Raw genomic sequence first — 20,061 nt, 5'->3', positions numbered from 1 at the left:
GCGCCAGTCCCACAGGTCAGGATCAGTAGATGCTGAACGGGAAGTACTTGTCGTTGATCTTCTTGTAGGTACCGTCGGCGACGATTTCCTTCAGCGCGGCGTTGAGTTTCTCACGCAGGGGATCGCCTTTACGCACCGCGATGCCGATCTTGTCGCTTTCTACGACCGGGTCGCCTTTGAACTCGTAGTTCTTGCCAGCGTCGCTTTTCAGCCAGTCATAGTTGGCGTACTTGTCGGCGAGGATCGCGTCGACACGACCGGACGTCAGGTCGAGGTAGGCGTTTTCCTGGGTGTCATAGAGTTTGACGTTGAGATCGCTGCCGTAGTTGTCTTCCAGCCAGGTGCCGGCCAGCGTGGCGCGCTGGGTACCGATGGACTTGCCCTTCAGCGAGTCCTTGTCGGTTTTGAAGTCGACGTTTTTCGGTGCAATGAACTGCAGCTTGTTCGAGTAGTACGGGTCGGTGAAGTCGACCGCGCCCTTGCGCTCTTCGGTGATCGACAGCGAGGAGATCAGGAAGTCGAACTTCTTCGCGTTCAGGGCCGGAATGATGCCGTCCCAGTCGGAAGTGACCACGGTGCACTCGACTTTCATCTTCGCGCAGAGGGCGTCGCCGATGTCTTTGTCGAAGCCGACCACGTTGCCGCTGGCGTCTTTGTTGTTGAATGGCGGGTAGGCCGCTTCGATGCCCATCTTCAGGGTTTCAGCCATGGCACCGGCGCTGAACGCCAGGGTGACGGCTGCGGCCAGAAAGACCTTCTTGAAATTCTGCATGCATGTTGCTCCGTTAGCGGTTGCTGGACATGAATTGTTTGCAGCGCGCCGAAAGCGGGTTTTCGAACACCTGCTGAGGCGATCCTTGCTCTTCTATAAGGCCCTGATGAAGGAACACCACTTCGCTGGAGACCTGACGGGCGAAACCCATTTCGTGGGTCACGAGCAGCATGGTGCGGCCTTCTTCGGCCAGTGCGCGGATGACACTAAGTACTTCCTGAACCATTTCCGGGTCAAGCGCCGAGGTGGGCTCGTCGAACAGGATAACCTTCGGTTGCATCGCCAGCGTGCGGGCGATTGCTGCGCGCTGTTGCTGGCCGCCGGACAATTGCGCCGGGTAGGCGTGGCGCTTGTCGGCGATGCCGACCTTGGCCAGCAGCGCTTCGGCGACTTCGATGGCTTCGGCCTTGCTCTGGCCGAGCACGCGACGCGGCGCTTCGATGATGTTGTCGAGGATGCTCATGTGCGGCCACAGATTAAAGTTTTGAAATACAAAACCAATCTCGGAGCGCAGGCGATTGATCTGTTTGCCGTCGGCGGCAACCAGTTCGCCATTCTTGGCGGATTTGAGCTTGAGTTCTTCACCGGCCACCAGAATCTGGCCCTGGTGCGGGTTTTCCAGCAGGTTGATGCAACGCAGGAACGTGGACTTGCCGGAACCGGAGGAACCGAGGATCGAGATCACATCGCCATCGCGGGCGGTCAGCGAGATGCCTTTGAGCACCTCAAGCTGTCCGTAGCGTTTGTGCAAGTTGCGGATTTCAAGCGCGGGCGCGGCCTCAGCCATGTGCGTTCCTCATATATGTTGCGCTCCAGCTGTTGGATGGCCGTCCTGGCGAGGCGGCCAAGCTAGCATAGCGTTTCAATGGCAGCCAACAGCGCTGTGAGCGGTTAACGGGTGGCGTGTGGCAGGTTGTCGCATCGGCACAGCAGACTGTCGCCCCATCAACAACCGAACGGGTGTTTGATCGTGCAAACCCGTGGGTGTCGCGTAAAAAAAGGCGCGATGTTGCCAGCTTTGGCGGGGTGTTGGAAGCGCTATCCGGTCGAACGTTCCTGATTCGCCCTTTTATTGTGCATCCCACACTTTTTCAGTGTGTTTCTGGTGCGCTTATTCGTCTTGAAAGTGAGTCGCAGGGTAACGCTCTGGCGAATAGCCATTAATCTCAAGGACTTGCGATGATCCTCCGGTCGCGCGCAAAGCCGCAGCCCAGAAGAGATTGAAACATTTTGGCGCATTTATTGCGTGCAGAATAAGGAACGCCCCGTTGGATTCTTTTTACGAGAAGGAAATGCCAGACGGGCCGGACGCAATCGCTTTCCTTGCAAAGGTAGTTTCGATGAGCAGTACCCCAAGCTCCAATGGCCTCGAACAGGGGCTCAAACCGCGTCATGTGACCATGTTGTCGATCGCCGGTGTGATCGGCGCCGGACTGTTCGTTGGCTCCGGCCACGCCATTGCGGCCGCTGGCCCCGCCGTGCTGCTGGCCTATGCCGCCGCCGGTACCCTGGTGGTGTTGGTGATGCGCATGCTCGGCGAAATGGCCGTTGCCTCGCCGGACACCGGTTCGTTTTCGACTTACGCCGACCGTGCCATTGGGCATTGGGCTGGTTTCACCATTGGCTGGTTGTACTGGTGGTTCTGGGTGTTGGTGATTCCGCTGGAAGCCAACGCCGCTGCGACCATCCTGCACGCATGGTTCCCAGACGTCGGCATCTGGGCCTTCGCGCTGGTTATCACCATGCTCCTGACCATCACCAACCTGTTCAGCGTGAAGAATTACGGCGAGTTCGAATTCTGGTTTGCCCTGATCAAAGTGCTGGCAATCATCGGCTTCATTGCCCTCGGTCTGGCGGCGATCTTCGGTTTCCTGCCGAACAGCCAGGTCAGCGGCGTTTCGCACCTGTTCGACAGCGGCGGCTTCCTGCCTAACGGCATGGGCGCGGTACTGGGCGCGATCCTGACCACCATGTTCTCCTTCATGGGTACCGAAATCGTGACCATCGCGGCCGCGGAATCGAAGAACCCGGGCAAGCAGATTTCCAAGGCCACCAACTCGGTGATCTGGCGGATCGGCTTGTTCTACCTCGTATCGATCTTCATCGTTGTCGCTTTGGTCCCTTGGAACGATCCTACGCTGGCCAACCTCGGTTCCTACCAGACTGTGCTTGAGCGCATGGGCATTCCTAACGCGAAGATGATCGTCGACATTGTGGTTCTGGTCGCGGTGACCAGTTGCCTGAACTCGGCGCTGTATACCTCGTCGCGCATGCTCTTCTCCCTCGGCAAGCGTGGCGATGCACCGGCCATGTCGACCCGAACCAACAAGAGCGGCACGCCTTACTGGGCGGTCATGCTGTCGACTGGCGCAGCGTTCCTGTGCACCTTCGCCAACTACGTGGCCCCGGCTGCGGTGTTCGAATTCCTGCTGGCCAGCTCCGGCGCGATCGCACTGCTGGTGTACCTGGTGATCGCCTTCTCGCAACTGCGTATGCGTAAACAACGCATGGCGCGCGGCGAAAAAATCGTCTTCAGCATGTGGCTGTTCCCGGGCCTGACCTACGCGGTGATCATCTTCATCGTCGCGGCCCTGACCATCATGCTGTTCCAGGAAGCGCACCGCGTGGAGATCCTCGCGACTGGCCTGCTGAGCCTGATGGTGGTGGCTGCCGGTCTGTTGGTGGCACGCCGTCGCAAGCTGGAAAAACGTGGCGCGGTGGTGCTGAACTGATCCGTAACGCGTAATGCAAAACGGCCGCTGTCAGTGATGACGAGCGGCCGTTTTTGTTTGTGAGCGGGGTTTATTCGCTCTTGTCTTCCTGCGCTTCCACCGACTTGCCATAAGCATCCAGCGCAACCCCGAAATCGGTGATGAACTGTGGCTCGCTCAGCCAGGCCTGGGCCTCTTCGATCGTTACGCCTTCGGCCCACATGCGGTAGTCGATCAACATGTCGGCGGCCAGGTGGGTGGCGGCCATGCCTTCGTTGTCGGCGTTTTCCATATCCAGTAGTTCTGGATGATCAACGATGACGAACGCCAGTTCGCGCAGCAAGGTCAGCAGCATCTCGTTGCGGCTGACGGCTTCGGCGTCGCGCATTTTGCTGAACATCGCCAGGGTGTATTCCGGGATCGGCTCGGCGAGGTGGTCGAGGTCTTCGTCCTGCTCCAGCGGCTTGCGGCCGACCATACGGATTTGCTTGGCTTTGGCCTTGGCGCGTTTGGCGCGTTTCTGTTGCTTGTTCAGGGATGCCATGGGAACTCAGTTCTTCTGTTGGGTTTGTGCGGCAATCGCGTCGGACGCCGCCACATAGTCGGCCTGGAAGGCCGGGGATTCGATCCATGCCAGCGCGCCGGCTTCGTCGGTTTCCTGCGACCACTGGCGATACTCGATCAGCGCGGCGAGGATGAAGTCCATCGCGCCTTCTTCGCCTTCCTGCTCATAAACCAGTTCCAGCAGCGGGTCTTCGAGGAATGCGCTGCACAGCGCTTGCTGGCTGATCTTCTCGGCGTCGATCATTTTCTTGAACAGCTCGGTCAGGTCCACCGATTCGAAGTCGATGCGATCATCGTTCGGGTCCAGCTCGACCGGCGCTTCGGCGCGTTTGGTGCGGTTCTGCTTGGCCTTGGCTTTGGCCCGGGTGGCGCGTTTCTGCTGCTTGTTGGCGGAGGCCATGATGTGTTCCGTCGTGCGTTGAGAGGGGCTCAGCTGCGCGGGATCTGCCGCCCGGGTGTGTCGGGGGCCAATACGCCGGTTTGCAGCCAGGTCAGAGCGATGGGCCATAGTGTGGCTTGGTATGCGCTGCGAAAAAAGGCGAAATGTCCGACTTGTTGTTCGTCGATGTCCTGCGGCTCGATGCGCAGGTGGGTTTTTGCCGCGTTGCTGAAGTAACCGAGCAGGCGTTCGATGGCTGCAATTGTGCCGTAGGGATCGTCGCTGATGCTGATGGCCAAGGTTTGCGCACGGACGTTGGCGAAGGGCAGGGCGCCGGTCTTTTTCATCAGTGCGCGCCCACTTGGGCGCTGTTCGTAGCGCGCGGCAGGCGTGCTCCAGTCGCGCACAACGCCTGTCGGCGTATCTTCCAGCCAGCCGAGCCGCTTGCCGGGGAAAAAGCCGTAGAACAGCGTCAGCAACGGCATGACGACATGCCATTTGCCGAACATGCGCCAGCGATGCTCGGGGGCGTAATCGCGCCAGTAGGCGAACTGCGCACCAACGGTGACCAGCCGTCGGATAACCCGCCCGGACTCGCCCAGCCCTGCCGCGCAACCGCCAAAACTGTGACCGACCACGTCGATCGGCTGACCGGGAAACTCCCGTTGCGCGCGGTTGAGTATCGCTTCGAAATCCAGGGCGCCCCAATCTGTCCATGAAGCATTCAAGCCTTTGATCGACACGGAGCGCGATTCGCCGATGCCGCGGTAGTCGTAGGTCATCACGTCGAAGCCATTGGCGAACAAATAAGCTGCAAAGCGCGAGTAGTGGCGGCAGCGCACGGAAGTAGCCGCGTTGATGATGACCACCGAGCGCTGAGCATCGGGTGATGCGTGGCGCCAGGTAAAACCGCCAAGGACATACCCGTCGGCAGCCGATTCCTTGAAAGGCTCCCCTGGCGTTGCAGCCAAAGTCGGTGACCTTGACTGCACATTCTGCGTTGCGGGCATGTCCTGACAGCTCATGACTATCGACCTTGGCGGGTAAGCTGCCAACGATAGTCGCCGTGCCGCCCGGGAACAATCCGCAGGTTTTATTCAGTGGATTGAGTGAGCATTCGCTCTTCGATCAAGGCCTGTTCGCGATTGAGTTCTGCACGCAGCTCTTCTTCACTCGGCAGGATCGTCTTGTAACTGCTGGCGAACAGTTGCTCATTACCCTTGAGCATTGAGTAGCGCGCCACCGATTCGTTGCTCTCGGCAGACAGAATGATGCCAACAGTCGGCTTGTCGCCCTCGCTGCGCATGAGCTCGTCGTACATGCGCACATACATGTCCATCTGCCCGACATCGCGGGCGCTGAGCTTGCCGCGTTTGAGATCAATGATCACAAAGCATTTGAGCAGGTAGTTGTAGAACACCAGATCGATGTACAGATCGACGCCGTCGGTACTGATGCGTTGTTGGCGGGCGACAAAGGAAAAGCCTTTGCCCAGCTCAAGAAGGAAGCCCTGCAGGTGGTCGATGAGGGCTTGCTCAAGACCGCTTTCCCTGACCTTGCCCGCTGAGGGCAGACCGAGAAATTCGAGCATGACGGGATCGCGAATGAATTCGCGCGGATTGCATTTCAGCGCTTCGATATTGGTGGTGGCTTCTTCGATCACATCGGCTTTGTCGCGACTCATGAGCAGCCGTTCGTAGTAGAGCGTGAGGATCTGGCGGTCGAGGGCGCGGCTCGACCAGTTCAGGTTGGCGCATTCGTCCATGTACCAGTGGCGTGCTTTTTCATTGGTCACGCCCAGTAGCCGACGATAGTGTGTCCAGCTCAATTCGGAACGCACTGCGTTCCAAATTGGAAACAACTGATAAAAGCTGCGCATGTATCGCAGATTACGATCATCAAACCCTTTACCAAACTGCGCCGTCAGATCCTTCGCCAACAACGCCAACAACTGTTTTCCATAGCCCGCACGCTGGGCTCCCTCTTGTTCAAATTCGACAATATGCCTGCCGATCTGCCAGCAGGTCTGCACTTGAATCGTATCCACTGCACGCAGCACTTTTTGCCGCGCCTGGCGAATCAGTTCGCCCAGTTCCCCCAGCAATGAATCGATTTTCGGGTCTTGCGTGTCAGCAGGTTTTAGCGGGCTCATCGGCTCTTCCACATCGTTGGAAACAGGCGTCAAAGCATGCCAAGAGTCGTCGCGCGGGTATGTCGGGTGAGACGGTGATGTGGGAAGGAAGAAGGGATGGATGTTGCAGGACGTTGCCGCTGAAAGATGCGCCAGAACCAAATGGTCTGTAGTCCATTTCGTACACGCGCCAAGTTCCAATAAATCTAAAACGCACCCCGATACGCAAAATCTAAAAGGAGTAACGGTTGGGTTCTACACGAACCCGGGAGTCGTGATCATGAAACGCGTTCTTTCATTCATGCTGCCCATCGCCGCCGTCGCTGCATTGTTGTTTCCGGTGATGTTGCAGGCAGCCAGTCTTGAGCCCATCGACAGTGCCGGGGTGCAAGTTCAGCAGCAACAACAGAACGGCGTCACTTATCTGGCCGGCGGGATCGGTGAGGATGAGGCGAAGGCCATTCAGCAAACCAGCGGTTATAACCTGCACATGACGTTCTCTGTGGGCGCGCAAGACGAGTACACCGCTGATGTCGACGTGATGATTGAAAAGTCGTCAGGGCAAACCATACTGACGCTTAACCAGACGGGGCCGTTGGTATACGTGCAACTACCACCCGGCAAGTACACGGTGGTGGCCACGCGTAAAGGCGAAACGCACCACGACGAGACAGACGTTGGCGCAGGCGTATCACGCAATCTGGTGTTCCACTGGAATGACGCGGGATAGCGATGGATGTAATTACACAGTGAGGCGCGGGTACAATCCCGCGCCTCTTGTTTTGTGATGTAAGGAAACGCTGGTTTGAAAGGGATTTTGCGTGCTGTTTGTGTTGCTGGCCTCGGGTTGCTGTTGGCCGGCTGCGGAACGTTTATCGGGCGTTTGAATGACGGTTTGTCCGATGCTCAGTATTACCGTGGGGTGGATGGCAACCTTCACCTGTTGGGTGTGCGTGGTGGGGGCAGCGATGGCATGCCGGCGGCGATCGTCTGTTACATGATGATTGTCTGTCCGGTCATCACCGTCGTATCTCTGCCAGTGGATGCCGCGCTGGATACGGTTCTGCTGCCGATCGATTACATCAATACGCTTTAGGTTTTCTTTGCGCGGCGCTTGCTCTTCGGCGTGTGCACTGGCTCCTGCACTTTGCGGTAGATCCACAGTCCGAACACTCCCGTCGCTAGCAGAAAGACCGTGCCGATGCTTTGCTGTACAAACTCGAACCAGAATCGCCGAGGTTGCAGGGCCAGGGTGTAAGTGCTGCGCGGGCCGCGATTATTGGTGGTGATAGATCCGCTGATCCAGCTGTCGACCAGCATCCAGATCGACAACCCGATGGCGAAAGTAATCAGCAGAGCAACGAGAACAGTCAGCCAGTACGTCACCCGACTTGGGCGATAGGGCGGCGGATGGGGCAGGGGGACGCGGGTTTTCCTTTGATTCATGACGCTTGGGACCTGTTTCCGGTATTGATGAACTGCGTTATCTCGCTCGCCAATTCCACTGCGCGTGGCGGGTTTTCCCTGAGCCACGTTGATACAGCGTGGTCGCACCCCGGCAGTACGATTTTTCTGAACTGATGGGGACCCAGACTCTTTTCAATAGCCTCGATGACCTCATAAGGAATGGCGCTACTAATCATGCGCGCGCCCATTTGCTGCGTCCCGGCAGACGTACCGGGAATCCCGCCGAACGCGGTTGAGCGAAGGCCATCGTATTCGCCGATCACCAGCAAGACTTTCCCGTCGAACGTACGCAGGAAATCCAGCGATGGCGAATCGAGAAAACCGTAAGGCACCGAAATGGCGCTTTTGAAGGGTGACCCAAACGGTTGCTGCCAGGCCGCCTCCGCGTACAGGGCGGGGCAGAACAGCACGATGCGCCTGACTGAAGCGCGATGCACTTGCGCCACCTTGAGCGCCAGCGCACCGCCCAGACTGTGACCGATCACGGTGTTGAGTTCGCCGCCAAGATGACCGGCAAACTGCAAAGCCTCCTGAAGGTTGTGCGTCAGTGAAGTGTCTTCAAGGGCAACATCGGTGCTGGGACCGTGGCCGGAAAGATTGAAGCTCAGGCTGGCTATTCCCTGCGCCTGCAAGGGATGCAGGATGGCGTTGAGTCGCGAATAGTCAGAGCGGGCGCCATGGATCGCCAGCACCTTTGGCATTGACACTTCGCCGTCGGAGCCGCTCAGTATTCGAGCTTCCAGTTGGTAGCCCGCAAAGTTCTGCGAAAAGAAAAACTCGGGACCTGGTGGCGCCTCATCGAACTGCAATCGAGATTGAGGTCTAGACGCGCCGGTCAACGCCAACCGATTGATCACAGGGCTGCCAGGGTGTGCAGGACAGCAACACGCAATGGATTGGTCTCCACGCTCAACAGCTTGATCGCCAGGGCGCAGCAGACCACGATCAACATGGGTTTGATCAAGCGTGGGCCGACCCGCACGGCGGCTCTGGCGCCGAGTTGTGCGCCGAGAAAGGCTGCCAGAGCCATGGCAATCGCGATCGGCCAGATGATCACGCCTTTGGTGATGAAAACTGACAGCGAACCCAGGTTGCACGAAGCGTTGGCCAGTTTGGTGAAGCTCATGGCGCGCATCATGCCGAGCCCGCAAAGCAACACGAAACCGACGATAAAGAACGAGCCTACACCCGGACCGAAGATACCGTCGTAGAAGCCCAGGATGGGTGCCACGGTGAACGAGAAGAGCAGAATGCCGATTCGCTTGCGTCGATCCTCATTGGCCAGTTTCGGCGAGAGCGCAAAGTAGATCGCCACCAGAATAAGCATCACGGGCACGCACACTTCCAGGTAGCGCTTATCAATAGAACTGACCAAAAGTGCTCCGCTGGCGCCACCGAGAAATGCGCAGATAACCAGGAAACGTCCTTCGCGCCATTCAATCATGCCTTTGCGAGCGAAAGTGACCGTGGCCGAAATAGTGGCCGACGCGGCCTGAAACTTGTTGGTGGCAATCGCACTGATCGGATCGACACCGGCCAGAAACAAGGCAGGCAAAGTAATCAAACCGCCGCCCCCGGCAATCGCATCAAAAAAACCGGCGCAAAAAGCCACGAGCGCCAACATGCCAATTACATCCCAAGCCATTACATTTTCCCTTTTATAGTTATTGACCAGTCATTCACATGACTGGCCGTTCAACAGCCTTGCCGTGCAATGAATATCAGCCCTGTATCAGCAGCGGATCGTCTGAAATGACAATGGGGGATGAGAACTTCGACAGACCGAAGATGCGCACCAATACACGTCGGTTGTCTTTAATGACATCGCGACAGTGCAGCGCCCGGACATTATTGATCACCATCGCCGACTCTTGCGTCAGCGTGTATTGAACCGGTGTGGCTTTACCCACGCTTTGGCAAAGCGCGGAATACGCGTCTTTTACAAAGTCCGAGGCGTTGTCGTTGACCGAAAAACGGTACGAGTTGAATCGCGCGGCGAATCCGACGTTGTCGTCGAACTCCAGAATCGAAACATTACGGCCGTCTTCGCCCTTACCGTTGACGAACGAGTCGCTGCGAGTGAACTGGAAGCTGCCGGTCGTGAGCGCGAGGCATCCGGTGACACCGATTTCGTCCAGCAGGGGGGGCAATGGAATCACCGAGGTCGGTTCCAGGCTTGGATTCCACAGGGCCGATAGAATCAACGACGAAGGCGAGGGCGAGTGCCCGTCTTTCGCGTTGACGGCGCACCAGTACGGCGCTTCGGTGTGCGGGCCGAGGGCGAGACCGGAGTGGGAGCTCAGCTCTTTGATTTCCGGTTCATCATTGATTTTGGTCAGTCCGCCGCCCTTGAAGTTAGCGACGAGCCGGACCAGTTTGCCTTCGTTGTCCATGTCGTAGGCAAAGGAACTGTTATCCACCAGTTTCAACAGAATCTGATTGCGTGCCGCCAGACACAGTACGTCGTGACGATTCTCCAGCGCGGCCAGCTCGGGAAGTTCATCCGGTGGGCTGGTCTCGGTGAATGTTTGCATGCCTTCAAAAATCAGCAGGGAAACGAGGCCGTCGGAGTAAGCCCCAAGCAGTTCGCATTGATCCTTGGAAAAGGAAAACTTCAACTCGGTCGCTGCCAGTGAGGCTTTGGACTTGGCGCCGGCAGCTTGTGGCCCGCCCATGGCTGCCAATTCTTCAGAGAAGGTGTGCAGCAGCTTTGCTTGTTGCGTATCAAAACTGAAAGTTCTGACTTCCTGTTCAACTAAAGACTCAACGGTTTTATTGGTTTGTTGTAGGGCTTCGGTCATTTTTTACATCCCTGTCGTATCGGCTCCCTTTGTATTTTTTTATGGGAGCTGTTGGCTGTTTCGATGATGCAATGCGTGTGACGCACGCACAGATCCGGACGTGGGCGAGTTGATACAGGTCTGGTTTTTTCGGGAGGGCACAGGGCGCTGTGACGCGACAGTTCAAACAAATGTTGAATGCCGGGTCCGTGTTTGCTGTCGCTTGCCTGACAGTTGAAACAACAGCAGATGACCTGCGCTGAGGTCGTGTCCTCCATGACAACTTTATGAGGGGGCTTGGTTCTGCGAGCGATCCTGCTCGCAGACGCAACTCTCCTGCTGCCTGCAATAACCTCGATAGGTTCCGAGGGTTAGAGGGCGCGGAGTGCGTTATTCGGGTAATGCGTTAAATGCCGGTCATCAGGACTGAAGTACTCGGCGATTATTTTCGACAGTCAGCAACGACCTGCCGGAAAAAGCTGACGGAGCCTAACATCAAAATAATGGCCAGCAAAAGCACTGAAAGAGGGGATGAAGCGCGGCCTGTTAAATCGCAGGCATAAAAAAACCCTGAATCTTGCGATTCAGGGTTTTCGGTATTTGGTGCCCAGAGACGGAATCGAACCGCCGACACGGGGATTTTCAATCCCCTGCTCTACCGACTGAGCTATCTGGGCAACGGGGCGCATTAAAAGGGTTTTTCGGATTTACGTCAACGACTTTTTTAAAATTTCTTAAATTAATTCCGTCGCTTACGATCAGACCCCCGATTTTGCAGGGTTTACTCCGCAGGCGGAACGTAGCCTTCGGCCTTGGCGTATTCCTCGCCGGAGAAGTACTTGTCCATTTCGCCCTGAAGATATTTGCGATCTTCGGCGTTCATCATGTTCAGACGCTTTTCGTTGATCAGCAGGGTCTGGTGTTTCTGCCAGTCAGCCCAGGCCTTGGCCGAGACGTGGTCAAAAATATCCTGACCTTTGGCGCCCGGGTACGGTGGGCGTTCCAGGGCTGGCAGTTCTTCTTTGTACTTGCGGCACATTACGGTGCGGGTCATGGCGACTCTCCTGCATTCAAGACGGCGGCCGCGCGTTCGAGCAAGGTTTTGACCGGGGCGGCGAGGCCCAGGCGCGGCGGGGTGGCGAGGTTATACCAGAGCCAGTCGGCCTCGGCCACGTGATGGGCGGCCTCCTGCACCTGAACCAGCCAGGGTTCGATGGACAGCTGGAAATGGCTGAACGTGTGGACAAGGCTCGGCAGCGCCTGCTGCTCGCCCATGGTCAGCGAGTGCTGATCGGCGAGATGTTGCAGGTCGTCGAGGTCGTCGAGTTCCGGCAGGCTCCACAGGCCGCCCCACAAACCGCTCGAGGGGCGACGGTAAAGCAGAATCGCGCCGTCGCCGTTGGCCAGCATCGGCATTAGCGTGCGTTTCTGCGGGATGGCTTTGCGCGGCTTGGGGATCGGGTAGCGGGTTTCGAGGCCGAGCATGTGTGCCTCGCAACCACGCTCCAGCGGACACAACAGGCAACTCGGCTTGCTGCGCGTGCACAGCGTGGCGCCGAGATCCATCATCGCCTGGGTGTAGGCGTTGACCCTGTCGTGTGGCGTAAAGCGCTCAGCGTTGGCCCAAAGCTGTTTGGCGACCTTCGGCTCGCCGGGATAGCCCTCTTGCGCAGTAAAGCGCGCCAGCACGCGTTTGACGTTGCCGTCGAGGATTGGCGCGCGCAGACCCATGCTGATACTGGCGATAGCGCCGGCAGTGGACAGACCAATGCCCGGTAAATCTGTAAGCTTTTCAACGTCACGCGGAAATTCGCCGCCGTACTGGCTGACAACGATCTTCGCGGTCTTCTGCAAATTGCGCGCTCGGGTGTAGTAACCCAGGCCCGTCCACAGGTGCAGCACTTCGTCTTCCGGTGCTTCGGCCAGTGCTTCGACCGTCGGCAACGCGGCCATGAACCGGTCGAAGTAATTGAGCACGGTGCTGACCTGGGTCTGCTGCAACATGATCTCCGACACCCAGACCCGATACGGGTTGATGTCCTGCTGCCAAGGTAGATCATGGCGGCCGTGACGGTCGAACCAATCCAGCACCGCCGTGGAAAATTGCTCCGCTCTCATCGCTTGAACAGCCCCTTCAATGCGTTTTTCAATTCCGGGCTGACCTTGTCGCCGAGTTTCTCGTCGATCTTCTCGCTCAGCTTGTCGCCGGCCAGTTTGGTTGCGACCTGACCGAGGCGATCGTTGTCGACGCGGCAGGCCTTGGCGCCCAATTCGAGCGGGCCACGGCAGCGCAGCGGCCACTCGATGCCGACGAATTTTTCGCCGACCTGACAGGCCGGATCCGGCATGGCGCTGGTGTCGCCTTCGACGATGATGCCGACGCGATAGTCCATGCCGAGCACGCGCAAATCGATGTCGCCATCACCGTTGACGGTCATGCCGGGGATGCGCACTTTCAAATCCGGGTTGCTGGCGATGCCGTTGCGGAAGGTCAGGTTGCCCTTGAGCTCCTGGAACGGCGTGTCTTTGCCGCGTGGCTCGCCGCTGAGGGTTTTACGGTTGAGCGTGGCGATGCCTTTGCACAATTGCTGCTCAAGGTTGGCGTTGAGCAGCACGCCGTTGTTGATCACGAAACTGGCGTTGCCGTTAAGCGTGTCAATCAGCGCCTGCTGGCTGTTGCCGCTGCCGGTCACGTTGCTGGTGAGAGTCACCAGACCTTTGACCGGCGGGTTTTTGCCTTGGCTCTCGAGAATTTTTTCCACAGGCACGCGGTTGAGTCTGGTCTGCAGGTTCAGCACCGGCGCGCTTGGGCGCACATCAAGGGTGCCGTTGGCGGCAAAACCACCGTTGTACAACTCACCACTCAGGTTGGTCAGGGTCAGCAGGCCGCCCTGGCCGGTGGCTTTCAGTGCGGCGTTCTGGATCGGCAATTTGTCGAGGGTCAACTGGCCGAAACTCAGATCAGCATCGACGTCGAGTTTGGCCAGGCGTTCAACCGGCAACAGGCGCTCGGTGCTCCAGGCGGTTTTGCTTGGTTTGTCCGGCAGCGGCGTGGAGCCTGCACCGGCCATGGCGTCGGCTTCAGTGCTGGCAACTTCGGCCTGGCGCGTTTGTGTGGCGCTGGTGGCTTTTTCCGATTTTGGCGGCAGGTAACGGTCAGCGTTGAACGTGTCAGCCTTGAGGATCGCGCGCAGCGATTGCTTGGCGAAATCTTCGACGGCGATGCGACCGCTGAAGCTGCTGTCGTCGAGTTTCAGGTTGATGTTGTCCAGAGCAATGCTGCTCGGCGTGGCGGCCACACGGCTGACCAGTTCGACCTTGCTCAGACTGCCTTCGGCCATGGCCGGGAGTTTCTGACCGATGCTGTCGACGAATTTCGCCAGATCGAACTGGGCGATCGAGATGCCGCCGGTGATCTGCGGCGTCTTGTCGAGGTCGTTGGCTTTCAGCTCGCCCAAGGCACGCAACTGGTTGGCGGAGATCTTGATGCCAGTCCATTCGGCGACGTTCGCGGCTTTATCCAGTAATAACTGGCCTTGGGCGGCGAAGGACATGGTCTTGCCTTGCAACGGATCGCCGGCCAGTTCGCCGGACAGTTTCATGTCTTCGAATTTGTAGCGTTGCAGTGCACGCTCGATGCGCAGCTCGCCGGTGAGTTCTGTGCGCACGCGCAGAACCGGTTGGTTGGTGCCGAGAAATGCGGTGGCTTTCACCGGGATATTGGTCGAATCGTGCACCGGGCCGGTGCTCAACTGAATGCTCTCGGCGCTGAACTGCTTGCCGGTCTTCTCGTCGTTGTACTCAACGCGGGCGTTGTTGACGGTCAGGCTGTCGATGTCGAGGCGGATCGGCTGCGGTGGTTTTTCCACCGCAACAGGCGCTTCGCTGGCCGGTTGCCCGGGCGTGGCGGCTGGCGGCGTTGCCCCCGCCGGAGCAGGTACCTTGCCGATGTCTTCCCAGTTGCCATGGCCATCCTTGTCGCGATTGAGGCGCAGGTTCAGGCCTTCGACGCGCACATCGCTCATTTGCACTTCACGGCGCAGCAGCGGTAGTACGCGCACGGACAGACCGAGCATCTGCAAATCGGCAAACGGTTCGGCAGGTTTGACCAGGGTGGCGACGCTGGCCTCGTGCAATTCCAGGCCGAGCCACGGGAACAGGCTCCAGCCGATATCGCCATTGAGCGTCAGCTCGATGTGGGCCTTGTCGCGGGCAATCTGGCGGATCTCGTCTTTGTAGTCGTTGGGATCGAAGAGGTGGGTCAGGGCAAAACCTGCCGCCACAATGATCAGCAACAGCCCGAGAAGTACCAGACCCAGGATTTTGCCGAACGCTTTCATGGGCGAGTCCTTGTAATTAGTCGAATTCGTAATTTAGCCGGGGAGTATAGCGCTGCAACCGCCCGGTTCGCTGTGACGTCATGTTGCCAGGACCTCCAGCGGTACCTGCAACCTGGCGGCCAGTGCCTGAGCCTCAACATGTCCATCGGGCGCCAGCAGACGCAGTTCAGCCCCCGCTTGCGACGCCATTTTCTGCGCTTGGTTCACCAGCCGTTCGGCAACGCCACGGCGACGGGTAACTTTTCGTACGCATAAATGGGACAAGTACCAAACGTCGTGGTGCCTTTGCAGGCGACCGGCACCGAGCAAGCGGTCGTTGAAGCGCCCGGCGATGAAAGTCCCGTCGGCGAGGGCGCTGTCGATCAGGCCTGTCTCCCCGGAAAACGGTGCGAACAGCCATTCTGGCGCATCGCGATAGATCTTCTGCAAATCCTGCTGATCCTGATAACTGGCGTCTTTCAAGGCTTGAACAACGATCGGCATGGCGTTTTCCTGAGTGGTACGAGAACAGATGACATAAAAAAGGTGATATCAGTTTGGTTTTTCTGTCACGTGCAAATGGTAACCTTCGCCCGTTCGTCCGTCCTTCTGCGACTTAACGTCGCGCCTTCAAGGAGCTTCACCCAAAAAAACGGTCATGCCTGCGTGCATAAAGGCCGGGGGTGAGCAGTGGCTGGCGAACCATACTAATAATTGGGGGATACACAATGAGCACGAGCATTACGGCGGACGGCGTTCGCGCCGATCAGCCTGCGTTCCTGTCCAAGGAACGCATCATCGCCAAGCCCGGTTTCAACCGTTGGCTGGTGCCACCGGCCGCTCTGGCCATCCACCTGTGCATCGGCATGGCCTACGGCTTCTCGGTGTTCTGGTTGCCGCTGTCCAAGGCGCTGGGCGTTACCGCTCCGGTGGCTTGTGCACCGGACATGAGCTTCATCACACAGGTCTTTTCCTCGCAATGCGACTGGCCGATCTCGATGCTCGGCTGGATCTACACGCTGTTCTTCATCTTCCTCGGCTGCTCGGCAGCGATCTGGGGTGGCTGGCTGGAACACGCCGGGCCACGCAAGGCCGGCGTTGTATCGGCGCTGTGCTGGTGCGGCGGTCTGCTGATCTCGGCGCTGGGTATTTATACCCATCAGATCTGGCTGATGTGGCTCGGTTCGGGCGTTATCGGCGGTATCGGTCTGGGTCTGGGCTATATTTCGCCAGTGTCGACCCTGATCAAGTGGTTCCCGGACAAGCGTGGCATGGCGACCGGCATGGCAATCATGGGTTTCGGTGGCGGCGCGATGGTCGGCGCACCCCTGGCGACCGCGCTGATGAGCCACTTCGCTTCGGCTGAAGGCGTCGGCGTCTGGCAGAGCTTCGTGGCCATGGCTGCGATCTACTTCGTGTTCATGATCGGCGGCGCTCTGGCTTACCGCGTGCCGCCAACCGGCTGGAAACCTGAAGGCTGGACCGCTCCGGCGAAAAAGGCTTCCAATTCGATGATCACTCATCGCCACGTGCACGTGAATGTGGCGTGGAAAACCCCGCAGTTCCGTCTGGTCTGGCTGGTGCTGTGCCTGAACGTTTCCGCCGGTATCGGCATCCTCGGCATGGCTTCGCCACTGCTGCAGGAAGTGTTCGGTGGCAAGTTGCTGGGTGTTGACGTGCCATTCGGCCAACTCGATGCCGGGCAACTGGCCTCGATCGCCGCGATCGCTGCCGGCTTCACCGGTCTGCTGAGCCTGTTCAACATTGGTGGCCGCTTCTTCTGGGCCTCGTTCTCGGACTACCTGGGTCGCAAAAACACCTACTTCGTATTCTTCGCTCTGGGTTTTGCCCTGTACGCGCTGATTCCGAACATGGGTCACCTGGGTAACGTTGCGCTGTTCGTGGCGGCGTTCTGCATCATTCTGTCGATGTACGGCGGCGGTTTTGCCACTGTTCCGGCTTATCTGGCCGACCTGTTCGGTACGCAGATGGTTGGTGCGATCCACGGTCGTCTGCTGACGGCGTGGGCGGCGGCTGGCGTGCTGGGTCCGGTGCTGGTGAACTACCTGCGTGAGTATCAGTTGAGCATTGGCGTTGAACGCGCAGCTGCTTACGACATCACCTTGTACATCCTCGCAGGCCTGCTGGTGCTGGGCTTCCTGTGCAACCTGCTGGTGCGGCCGGTGGCCGACAAGTACTTCATGACCGACGCTGAACTGGCCGCCGAACAGGCGCTGGGTCACGACAAAGGTGCTGATGCCAGCACGGTTCTGGAGTGGAAAGCCGCGCCCGGCAGCAAGCCGCTGGCCATCGTTGCGTGGCTGGCAGTAGGTATTCCGTTGGCGTGGGGTGTGTGGGTGACCCTGCAGAAGACGGCAGTACTGTTTCACTAAGGTGTTAGCTGGATAAACACCGAACCTGTGGGAGCGAGCCTGCTCGCGAAGACGGACTGTCAGTCGACATAAGTGTTGGCTGACCCACCGCATTCGCGAGCAAGCTCGCTCCCACATTTGTTTTCGGTTGCCTGTAATGGCTTGTATGGACATGTCTACCCGCGACAGCCGGGCGTTCTATCCGTCAGCCATCTCACCTCTCATGTTTCTGTTTGCCTCCTGCGTGCCTATAATGGCTGCCTTTTTCGCCCAATGATTTTGCGGAGCTGGTGATGGCCGAACGTAAGGCTTCTGTCGAGCGCGACACTCTGGAAACCCAGATCAAAGCCTCGATCAACCTTGATGGCACCGGAAAGGCCCGATTCGATATCGGTGTTCCTTTTCTTGAGCACATGCTGGATCAGATCGCCCGTCACGGGTTGATCGACCTGGATATTGAATGCAAGGGCGATCTGCATATCGACGACCACCATACGGTGGAAGACGTCGGTATCACCCTCGGCCAGGCATTTGCCAAAGCCATCGGCGATAAAAAAGGCATCCGTCGCTACGGCCACGCCTATGTGCCGCTCGATGAAGCGCTGTCACGCGTGGTGATCGACTTCTCCGGTCGTCCAGGCCTGCAGATGCACGTGCCGTACACCCGCGCCACCGTCGGCGGCTTCGATGTTGACCTGTTCCAGGAGTTCTTCCAGGGCTTCGTCAACCATGCGTTGGTCAGCCTGCACATCGATAACCTGCGCGGCACCAACACTCACCACCAGATTGAAACCGTGTTCAAGGCTTTTGGCCGCGCGCTGCGCATGGCCGTCGAGCTGGATGAGCGCATGGCCGGGCAAATGCCATCGACCAAAGGCGTTCTGTAATGCAGACGGTTGCAGTTATCGATTACGGCATGGGCAACCTGCACTCGGTGGCCAAGGCCCTCGAGCACGTCGGTGCCGGTAAAGTGCTGATCACCAGCGATGCTGCGGTAATTCGCGAAGCTGACCGCGTGGTATTCCCCGGTGTTGGCGCGATTCGCGATTGCATGGCGGAGATCCGTCGCCTCGGTTTCGATTCGCTGGTGCGCGAAGTCAGTCAGGATCGTCCGTTTCTCGGCATCTGTGTCGGTATGCAAGCCTTGCTCGACACCAGCGAAGAGAACGATGGCGTTGACTGCATCGGCCTGTTTCCGGGCGCGGTGAAGTTCTTCGGTAAAGACCTGCACGAAGACGGCGAGCACCTGAAAGTCCCGCACATGGGCTGGAACGAAGTGAAGCAGAAGGTCAGCCACCCGCTGTGGCATGACATTCCGGACATGGCGCGCTTCTACTTCGTGCACAGCTACTACATCGCTGCCGCCAATGCGCGGCAAGTGGTGGGTGGCGGTCATTACGGCGTCGATTTCGCTGCGGCGCTGGCCGATGGCTCGCGTTTCGCCGTGCAGTTCCACCCGGAGAAGAGCCATACCCATGGCCTGCAATTGCTGCAGAACTTCGCCGCGTGGGATGGTCGCTGGTAAATGGCTGCCAAGAAATCCAGACCGCCGATCCTGACCCTTACTCCCGAACAGGAGAACGAGGCCAATCGCAAGATTCAGCGGTTCATGGAAGACCGTTTCGAACTGGACCTGGGTTCGTTCGAAGCGGCGGAAATTCTTGAGCTGTTTACCCGCGAAATTGCTCCGCACTATTACAACAGGGCGATTTTCGATGTGCAGACCCACCTCAAAGAGCGGTTTGAAAGCATCGAAAGCGACCTGTGGGCGCTCGAGAAAAACTGATTTCCGAGCCAAGCTGAACATTCAAATTTGAAGGTTTGCCAGATGCTGATTATTCCCGCTATCGATCTCAAAGACGGTGCCTGCGTACGTCTGCGCCAGGGCCGCATGGAAGATTCCACAGTGTTCTCCGATGACCCGGTGAGCATGGCTGCCAAGTGGGTGGAGGGCGGTTGCCGCCGTCTGCATCTGGTCGATCTGAACGGCGCGTTCGAAGGCCAGCCAGTCAACGGCGAAGTGGTTACCGCGATCGCCAAGCGCTACCCGACATTGCCGATCCAGATCGGTGGCGGCATCCGTTCGCTGGAAACCATCGAGCACTACGTCAAGGCTGGCGTCAGCTACGTGATTATCGGCACCAAAGCCGTTAAAGATCCGGCGTTTGTCGCTGAAGCCTGCCGTGCGTTCCCGGGCAAGATCATCGTTGGTCTGGATGCCAAAGACGGTTTCGTCGCCACCGATGGCTGGGCGGAAATCAGCACCGTACAGGTCATCGATCTGGCCAAGCAGTTTGAAGCCGACGGCGTGTCCTCGATCGTTTATACCGACATCGCCAAAGACGGCATGATGCAGGGTTGCAACGTGCCGTTCACCGCTGCGCTGGCCGCTGCGACCAAGATCCCGGTGATCGCTTCCGGCGGCATCCACAATCTGGGTGACATCAAGTCGCTGCTCGACGCCAGGGCGCCGGGCATCATCGGCGCCATCACCGGCCGGGCGATCTACGAAGGCACCCTCGACGTCGCGGAAGCGCAAGCTTTCTGCGATTCGTACCAAGGCTGA

At 58.4% G+C, this 20,061-nt stretch carries 22 protein-coding genes and 1 tRNA gene; 8 read left to right on the top strand and 15 right to left on the bottom strand.

The genetic code is table 11. The features are described from left to right. Positions 1-22: 22 nt before the first annotated feature. Both L8H52_RS23350 and L8H52_RS23345 read right to left on the bottom strand, forming a co-directional pair. Positions 23-772, bottom strand: a complete 750-nt coding sequence (locus L8H52_RS23350) for an ABC transporter substrate-binding protein (protein WP_194935426.1) — start codon at positions 770-772, stop codon at positions 23-25. A 13-nt stretch (positions 773-785) separates the two neighbouring features. Next, complete coding sequence (locus tag L8H52_RS23345) at positions 786-1,559, bottom strand: ABC transporter ATP-binding protein (protein WP_242208869.1); 774 nt, start codon at positions 1,557-1,559, stop codon at positions 786-788. Between the two features lie 553 nt (positions 1,560-2,112). Between L8H52_RS23345 and gabP the strand changes: the two genes are divergently transcribed. Next, positions 2,113-3,504, top strand: coding sequence for a GABA permease (gene gabP / locus L8H52_RS23340; RefSeq protein ID WP_150649963.1), 1,392 nt, complete (start codon positions 2,113-2,115; stop codon positions 3,502-3,504). A 70-nt stretch (positions 3,505-3,574) separates the two neighbouring features. Here gabP and L8H52_RS23335 read toward each other — a convergent pair whose 3' ends face one another. The 4 genes from L8H52_RS23335 to L8H52_RS23320 all read right to left on the bottom strand — a co-directional run bounded on the left by L8H52_RS23335 (position 3,575) and on the right by L8H52_RS23320 (position 6,578). Then, positions 3,575-4,027 (bottom strand): hypothetical protein, encoded by a 453-nt coding sequence (locus L8H52_RS23335; protein ID WP_180698710.1) that lies wholly within the window; start codon positions 4,025-4,027, stop codon positions 3,575-3,577. A gap of 6 nt (positions 4,028-4,033) precedes the next feature. Further along, positions 4,034-4,447 carry a hypothetical protein gene (locus L8H52_RS23330; RefSeq protein WP_016986326.1) on the bottom strand — a complete coding sequence of 138 codons (414 nt, stop codon included), beginning with the start codon at positions 4,445-4,447 and terminating at the stop codon, positions 4,034-4,036. A gap of 29 nt (positions 4,448-4,476) precedes the next feature. Next, the gene (locus tag L8H52_RS23325; RefSeq protein ID WP_242208870.1) at positions 4,477-5,451 is read right to left on the bottom strand and encodes an alpha/beta fold hydrolase; all 975 of its coding nucleotides are present in this window, start codon (positions 5,449-5,451) and stop codon (positions 4,477-4,479) included. Positions 5,452-5,519: 68 nt separating this feature from the next. Then, on the bottom strand, positions 5,520-6,578 hold the full coding sequence (locus tag L8H52_RS23320) for a PDDEXK nuclease domain-containing protein (RefSeq protein WP_242208871.1): 1,059 nt from the start codon (positions 6,576-6,578) through the stop codon (positions 5,520-5,522). 259 nt (positions 6,579-6,837) lie between these two features. On the opposite strand from L8H52_RS23320, the gene L8H52_RS23315 reads away from it, so the two are divergent. Continuing rightward, positions 6,838-7,287, top strand: coding sequence for a carboxypeptidase regulatory-like domain-containing protein (locus L8H52_RS23315; protein ID WP_242208872.1), 450 nt, complete (start codon positions 6,838-6,840; stop codon positions 7,285-7,287). Between the two features lie 75 nt (positions 7,288-7,362). Beyond that, positions 7,363-7,653 carry a YceK/YidQ family lipoprotein gene (locus L8H52_RS23310; protein ID WP_242208873.1) on the top strand — a complete coding sequence of 97 codons (291 nt, stop codon included), beginning with the start codon at positions 7,363-7,365 and terminating at the stop codon, positions 7,651-7,653. Here L8H52_RS23310 and L8H52_RS23305 read toward each other — a convergent pair. From L8H52_RS23305 to L8H52_RS23265, 9 genes are all read right to left on the bottom strand, one after another. Next, positions 7,650-8,003 (bottom strand): hypothetical protein, encoded by a 354-nt coding sequence (locus L8H52_RS23305; protein ID WP_242208874.1) that lies wholly within the window; start codon positions 8,001-8,003, stop codon positions 7,650-7,652. The genes L8H52_RS23310 and L8H52_RS23305 overlap by 4 nt on opposite strands. After that, positions 8,000-8,881 (bottom strand): alpha/beta hydrolase, encoded by an 882-nt coding sequence (locus tag L8H52_RS23300; RefSeq protein WP_242208875.1) that lies wholly within the window; start codon positions 8,879-8,881, stop codon positions 8,000-8,002. The genes L8H52_RS23305 and L8H52_RS23300 overlap by 4 nt, the downstream gene beginning before the upstream one ends. Next, on the bottom strand, positions 8,878-9,669 hold the full coding sequence (locus L8H52_RS23295) for a TSUP family transporter (RefSeq protein ID WP_007909181.1): 792 nt from the start codon (positions 9,667-9,669) through the stop codon (positions 8,878-8,880). The genes L8H52_RS23300 and L8H52_RS23295 overlap by 4 nt, the downstream gene beginning before the upstream one ends. Positions 9,670-9,745: 76 nt before the next feature. Beyond that, a complete protein-coding gene (locus L8H52_RS23290) occupies positions 9,746-10,825 on the bottom strand; it encodes a hypothetical protein (RefSeq protein ID WP_242208876.1) in 1,080 nt (359 codons plus the stop codon). Between the two features lie 580 nt (positions 10,826-11,405). Beyond that, positions 11,406-11,481: transfer RNA gene (locus L8H52_RS23285), tRNA-Phe, on the bottom strand. 104 nt (positions 11,482-11,585) lie between these two features. After that, positions 11,586-11,858, bottom strand: coding sequence for an oxidative damage protection protein (locus L8H52_RS23280; RefSeq protein ID WP_242208877.1), 273 nt, complete (start codon positions 11,856-11,858; stop codon positions 11,586-11,588). Further along, a complete protein-coding gene (gene mutY / locus L8H52_RS23275) occupies positions 11,855-12,922 on the bottom strand; it encodes an A/G-specific adenine glycosylase (RefSeq protein ID WP_134176247.1) in 1,068 nt (355 codons plus the stop codon). Before mutY ends, L8H52_RS23280 begins: the two co-directional genes overlap by 4 nt. Then, entirely contained in the window at positions 12,919-15,144 is a 2,226-nt protein-coding gene (locus L8H52_RS23270) for an AsmA family protein (RefSeq protein WP_242208878.1), read from the bottom strand. The genes mutY and L8H52_RS23270 overlap by 4 nt, the downstream gene beginning before the upstream one ends. A 78-nt stretch (positions 15,145-15,222) precedes the next feature. After that, positions 15,223-15,627: an acetyl-CoA sensor PanZ family protein gene (locus L8H52_RS23265; RefSeq protein WP_242208879.1), complete on the bottom strand. Its 405-nt coding sequence runs from the start codon at positions 15,625-15,627 to the stop codon at positions 15,223-15,225. Positions 15,628-15,851: 224 nt separating this feature from the next. On the opposite strand from L8H52_RS23265, the gene L8H52_RS23260 reads away from it, so the two are divergent. The 5 genes from L8H52_RS23260 to hisA all read left to right on the top strand — a co-directional run bounded on the left by L8H52_RS23260 (position 15,852) and on the right by hisA (position 20,061). Beyond that, on the top strand, positions 15,852-17,516 hold the full coding sequence (locus tag L8H52_RS23260) for an OFA family MFS transporter (protein ID WP_242208880.1): 1,665 nt from the start codon (positions 15,852-15,854) through the stop codon (positions 17,514-17,516). Between the two features lie 272 nt (positions 17,517-17,788). Then, a complete protein-coding gene (gene hisB, locus L8H52_RS23255) occupies positions 17,789-18,382 on the top strand; it encodes an imidazoleglycerol-phosphate dehydratase HisB (protein ID WP_007909204.1) in 594 nt (197 codons plus the stop codon). Continuing rightward, on the top strand, positions 18,382-19,020 hold the full coding sequence (hisH, locus tag L8H52_RS23250; protein ID WP_007909206.1) for an imidazole glycerol phosphate synthase subunit HisH: 639 nt from the start codon (positions 18,382-18,384) through the stop codon (positions 19,018-19,020). Before hisB ends, hisH begins: the two co-directional genes overlap by 1 nt. Continuing rightward, positions 19,021-19,281, top strand: a complete 261-nt coding sequence (locus L8H52_RS23245) for a DUF2164 domain-containing protein (protein WP_122609200.1) — start codon at positions 19,021-19,023, stop codon at positions 19,279-19,281. 42 nt (positions 19,282-19,323) lie between these two features. Continuing rightward, complete coding sequence (hisA, locus tag L8H52_RS23240) at positions 19,324-20,061, top strand: 1-(5-phosphoribosyl)-5-[(5-phosphoribosylamino)methylideneamino]imidazole-4-carboxamide isomerase (protein ID WP_160054988.1); 738 nt, start codon at positions 19,324-19,326, stop codon at positions 20,059-20,061.

The organism is Pseudomonas sp. CROZ-RG-20F-R04-15 (genome assembly GCF_022662375.1).
Classification (GTDB): Bacteria; Pseudomonadota; Gammaproteobacteria; order Pseudomonadales; family Pseudomonadaceae; genus Aquipseudomonas.
Note: the sequence above shows the minus strand (reverse complement) of the source record. Positions and strands in the feature narration are given on the sequence as shown.

Coding starts and splice junctions, on each gene's coding strand:
- mutY (WP_134176247.1), bottom strand. CDS start 12,922: ATGAGAGCGGAGCAATTTTCCACGGCGGTGCTGGATTGGTTCGACCGT.
- L8H52_RS23260 (WP_242208880.1), top strand. CDS start 15,852: ATGAGCACGAGCATTACGGCGGACGGCGTTCGCGCCGATCAGCCTGCG.
- L8H52_RS23265 (WP_242208879.1), bottom strand. CDS start 15,627: ATGCCGATCGTTGTTCAAGCCTTGAAAGACGCCAGTTATCAGGATCAG.
- hisH (WP_007909206.1), top strand. CDS start 18,382: ATGCAGACGGTTGCAGTTATCGATTACGGCATGGGCAACCTGCACTCG.
- L8H52_RS23330 (WP_016986326.1), bottom strand. CDS start 4,447: ATGGCCTCCGCCAACAAGCAGCAGAAACGCGCCACCCGGGCCAAAGCC.
- L8H52_RS23290 (WP_242208876.1), bottom strand. CDS start 10,825: ATGACCGAAGCCCTACAACAAACCAATAAAACCGTTGAGTCTTTAGTT.
- L8H52_RS23245 (WP_122609200.1), top strand. CDS start 19,021: ATGGCTGCCAAGAAATCCAGACCGCCGATCCTGACCCTTACTCCCGAA.
- L8H52_RS23350 (WP_194935426.1), bottom strand. CDS start 772: ATGCAGAATTTCAAGAAGGTCTTTCTGGCCGCAGCCGTCACCCTGGCG.
- gabP (WP_150649963.1), top strand. CDS start 2,113: ATGAGCAGTACCCCAAGCTCCAATGGCCTCGAACAGGGGCTCAAACCG.
- L8H52_RS23335 (WP_180698710.1), bottom strand. CDS start 4,027: ATGGCATCCCTGAACAAGCAACAGAAACGCGCCAAACGCGCCAAGGCC.
- hisA (WP_160054988.1), top strand. CDS start 19,324: ATGCTGATTATTCCCGCTATCGATCTCAAAGACGGTGCCTGCGTACGT.
- L8H52_RS23295 (WP_007909181.1), bottom strand. CDS start 9,669: ATGGCTTGGGATGTAATTGGCATGTTGGCGCTCGTGGCTTTTTGCGCC.
- L8H52_RS23315 (WP_242208872.1), top strand. CDS start 6,838: ATGAAACGCGTTCTTTCATTCATGCTGCCCATCGCCGCCGTCGCTGCA.
- hisB (WP_007909204.1), top strand. CDS start 17,789: ATGGCCGAACGTAAGGCTTCTGTCGAGCGCGACACTCTGGAAACCCAG.
- L8H52_RS23280 (WP_242208877.1), bottom strand. CDS start 11,858: ATGACCCGCACCGTAATGTGCCGCAAGTACAAAGAAGAACTGCCAGCC.
- L8H52_RS23325 (WP_242208870.1), bottom strand. CDS start 5,451: ATGAGCTGTCAGGACATGCCCGCAACGCAGAATGTGCAGTCAAGGTCA.
- L8H52_RS23270 (WP_242208878.1), bottom strand. CDS start 15,144: ATGAAAGCGTTCGGCAAAATCCTGGGTCTGGTACTTCTCGGGCTGTTG.
- L8H52_RS23320 (WP_242208871.1), bottom strand. CDS start 6,578: ATGAGCCCGCTAAAACCTGCTGACACGCAAGACCCGAAAATCGATTCA.
- L8H52_RS23345 (WP_242208869.1), bottom strand. CDS start 1,559: ATGGCTGAGGCCGCGCCCGCGCTTGAAATCCGCAACTTGCACAAACGC.
- L8H52_RS23305 (WP_242208874.1), bottom strand. CDS start 8,003: ATGAATCAAAGGAAAACCCGCGTCCCCCTGCCCCATCCGCCGCCCTAT.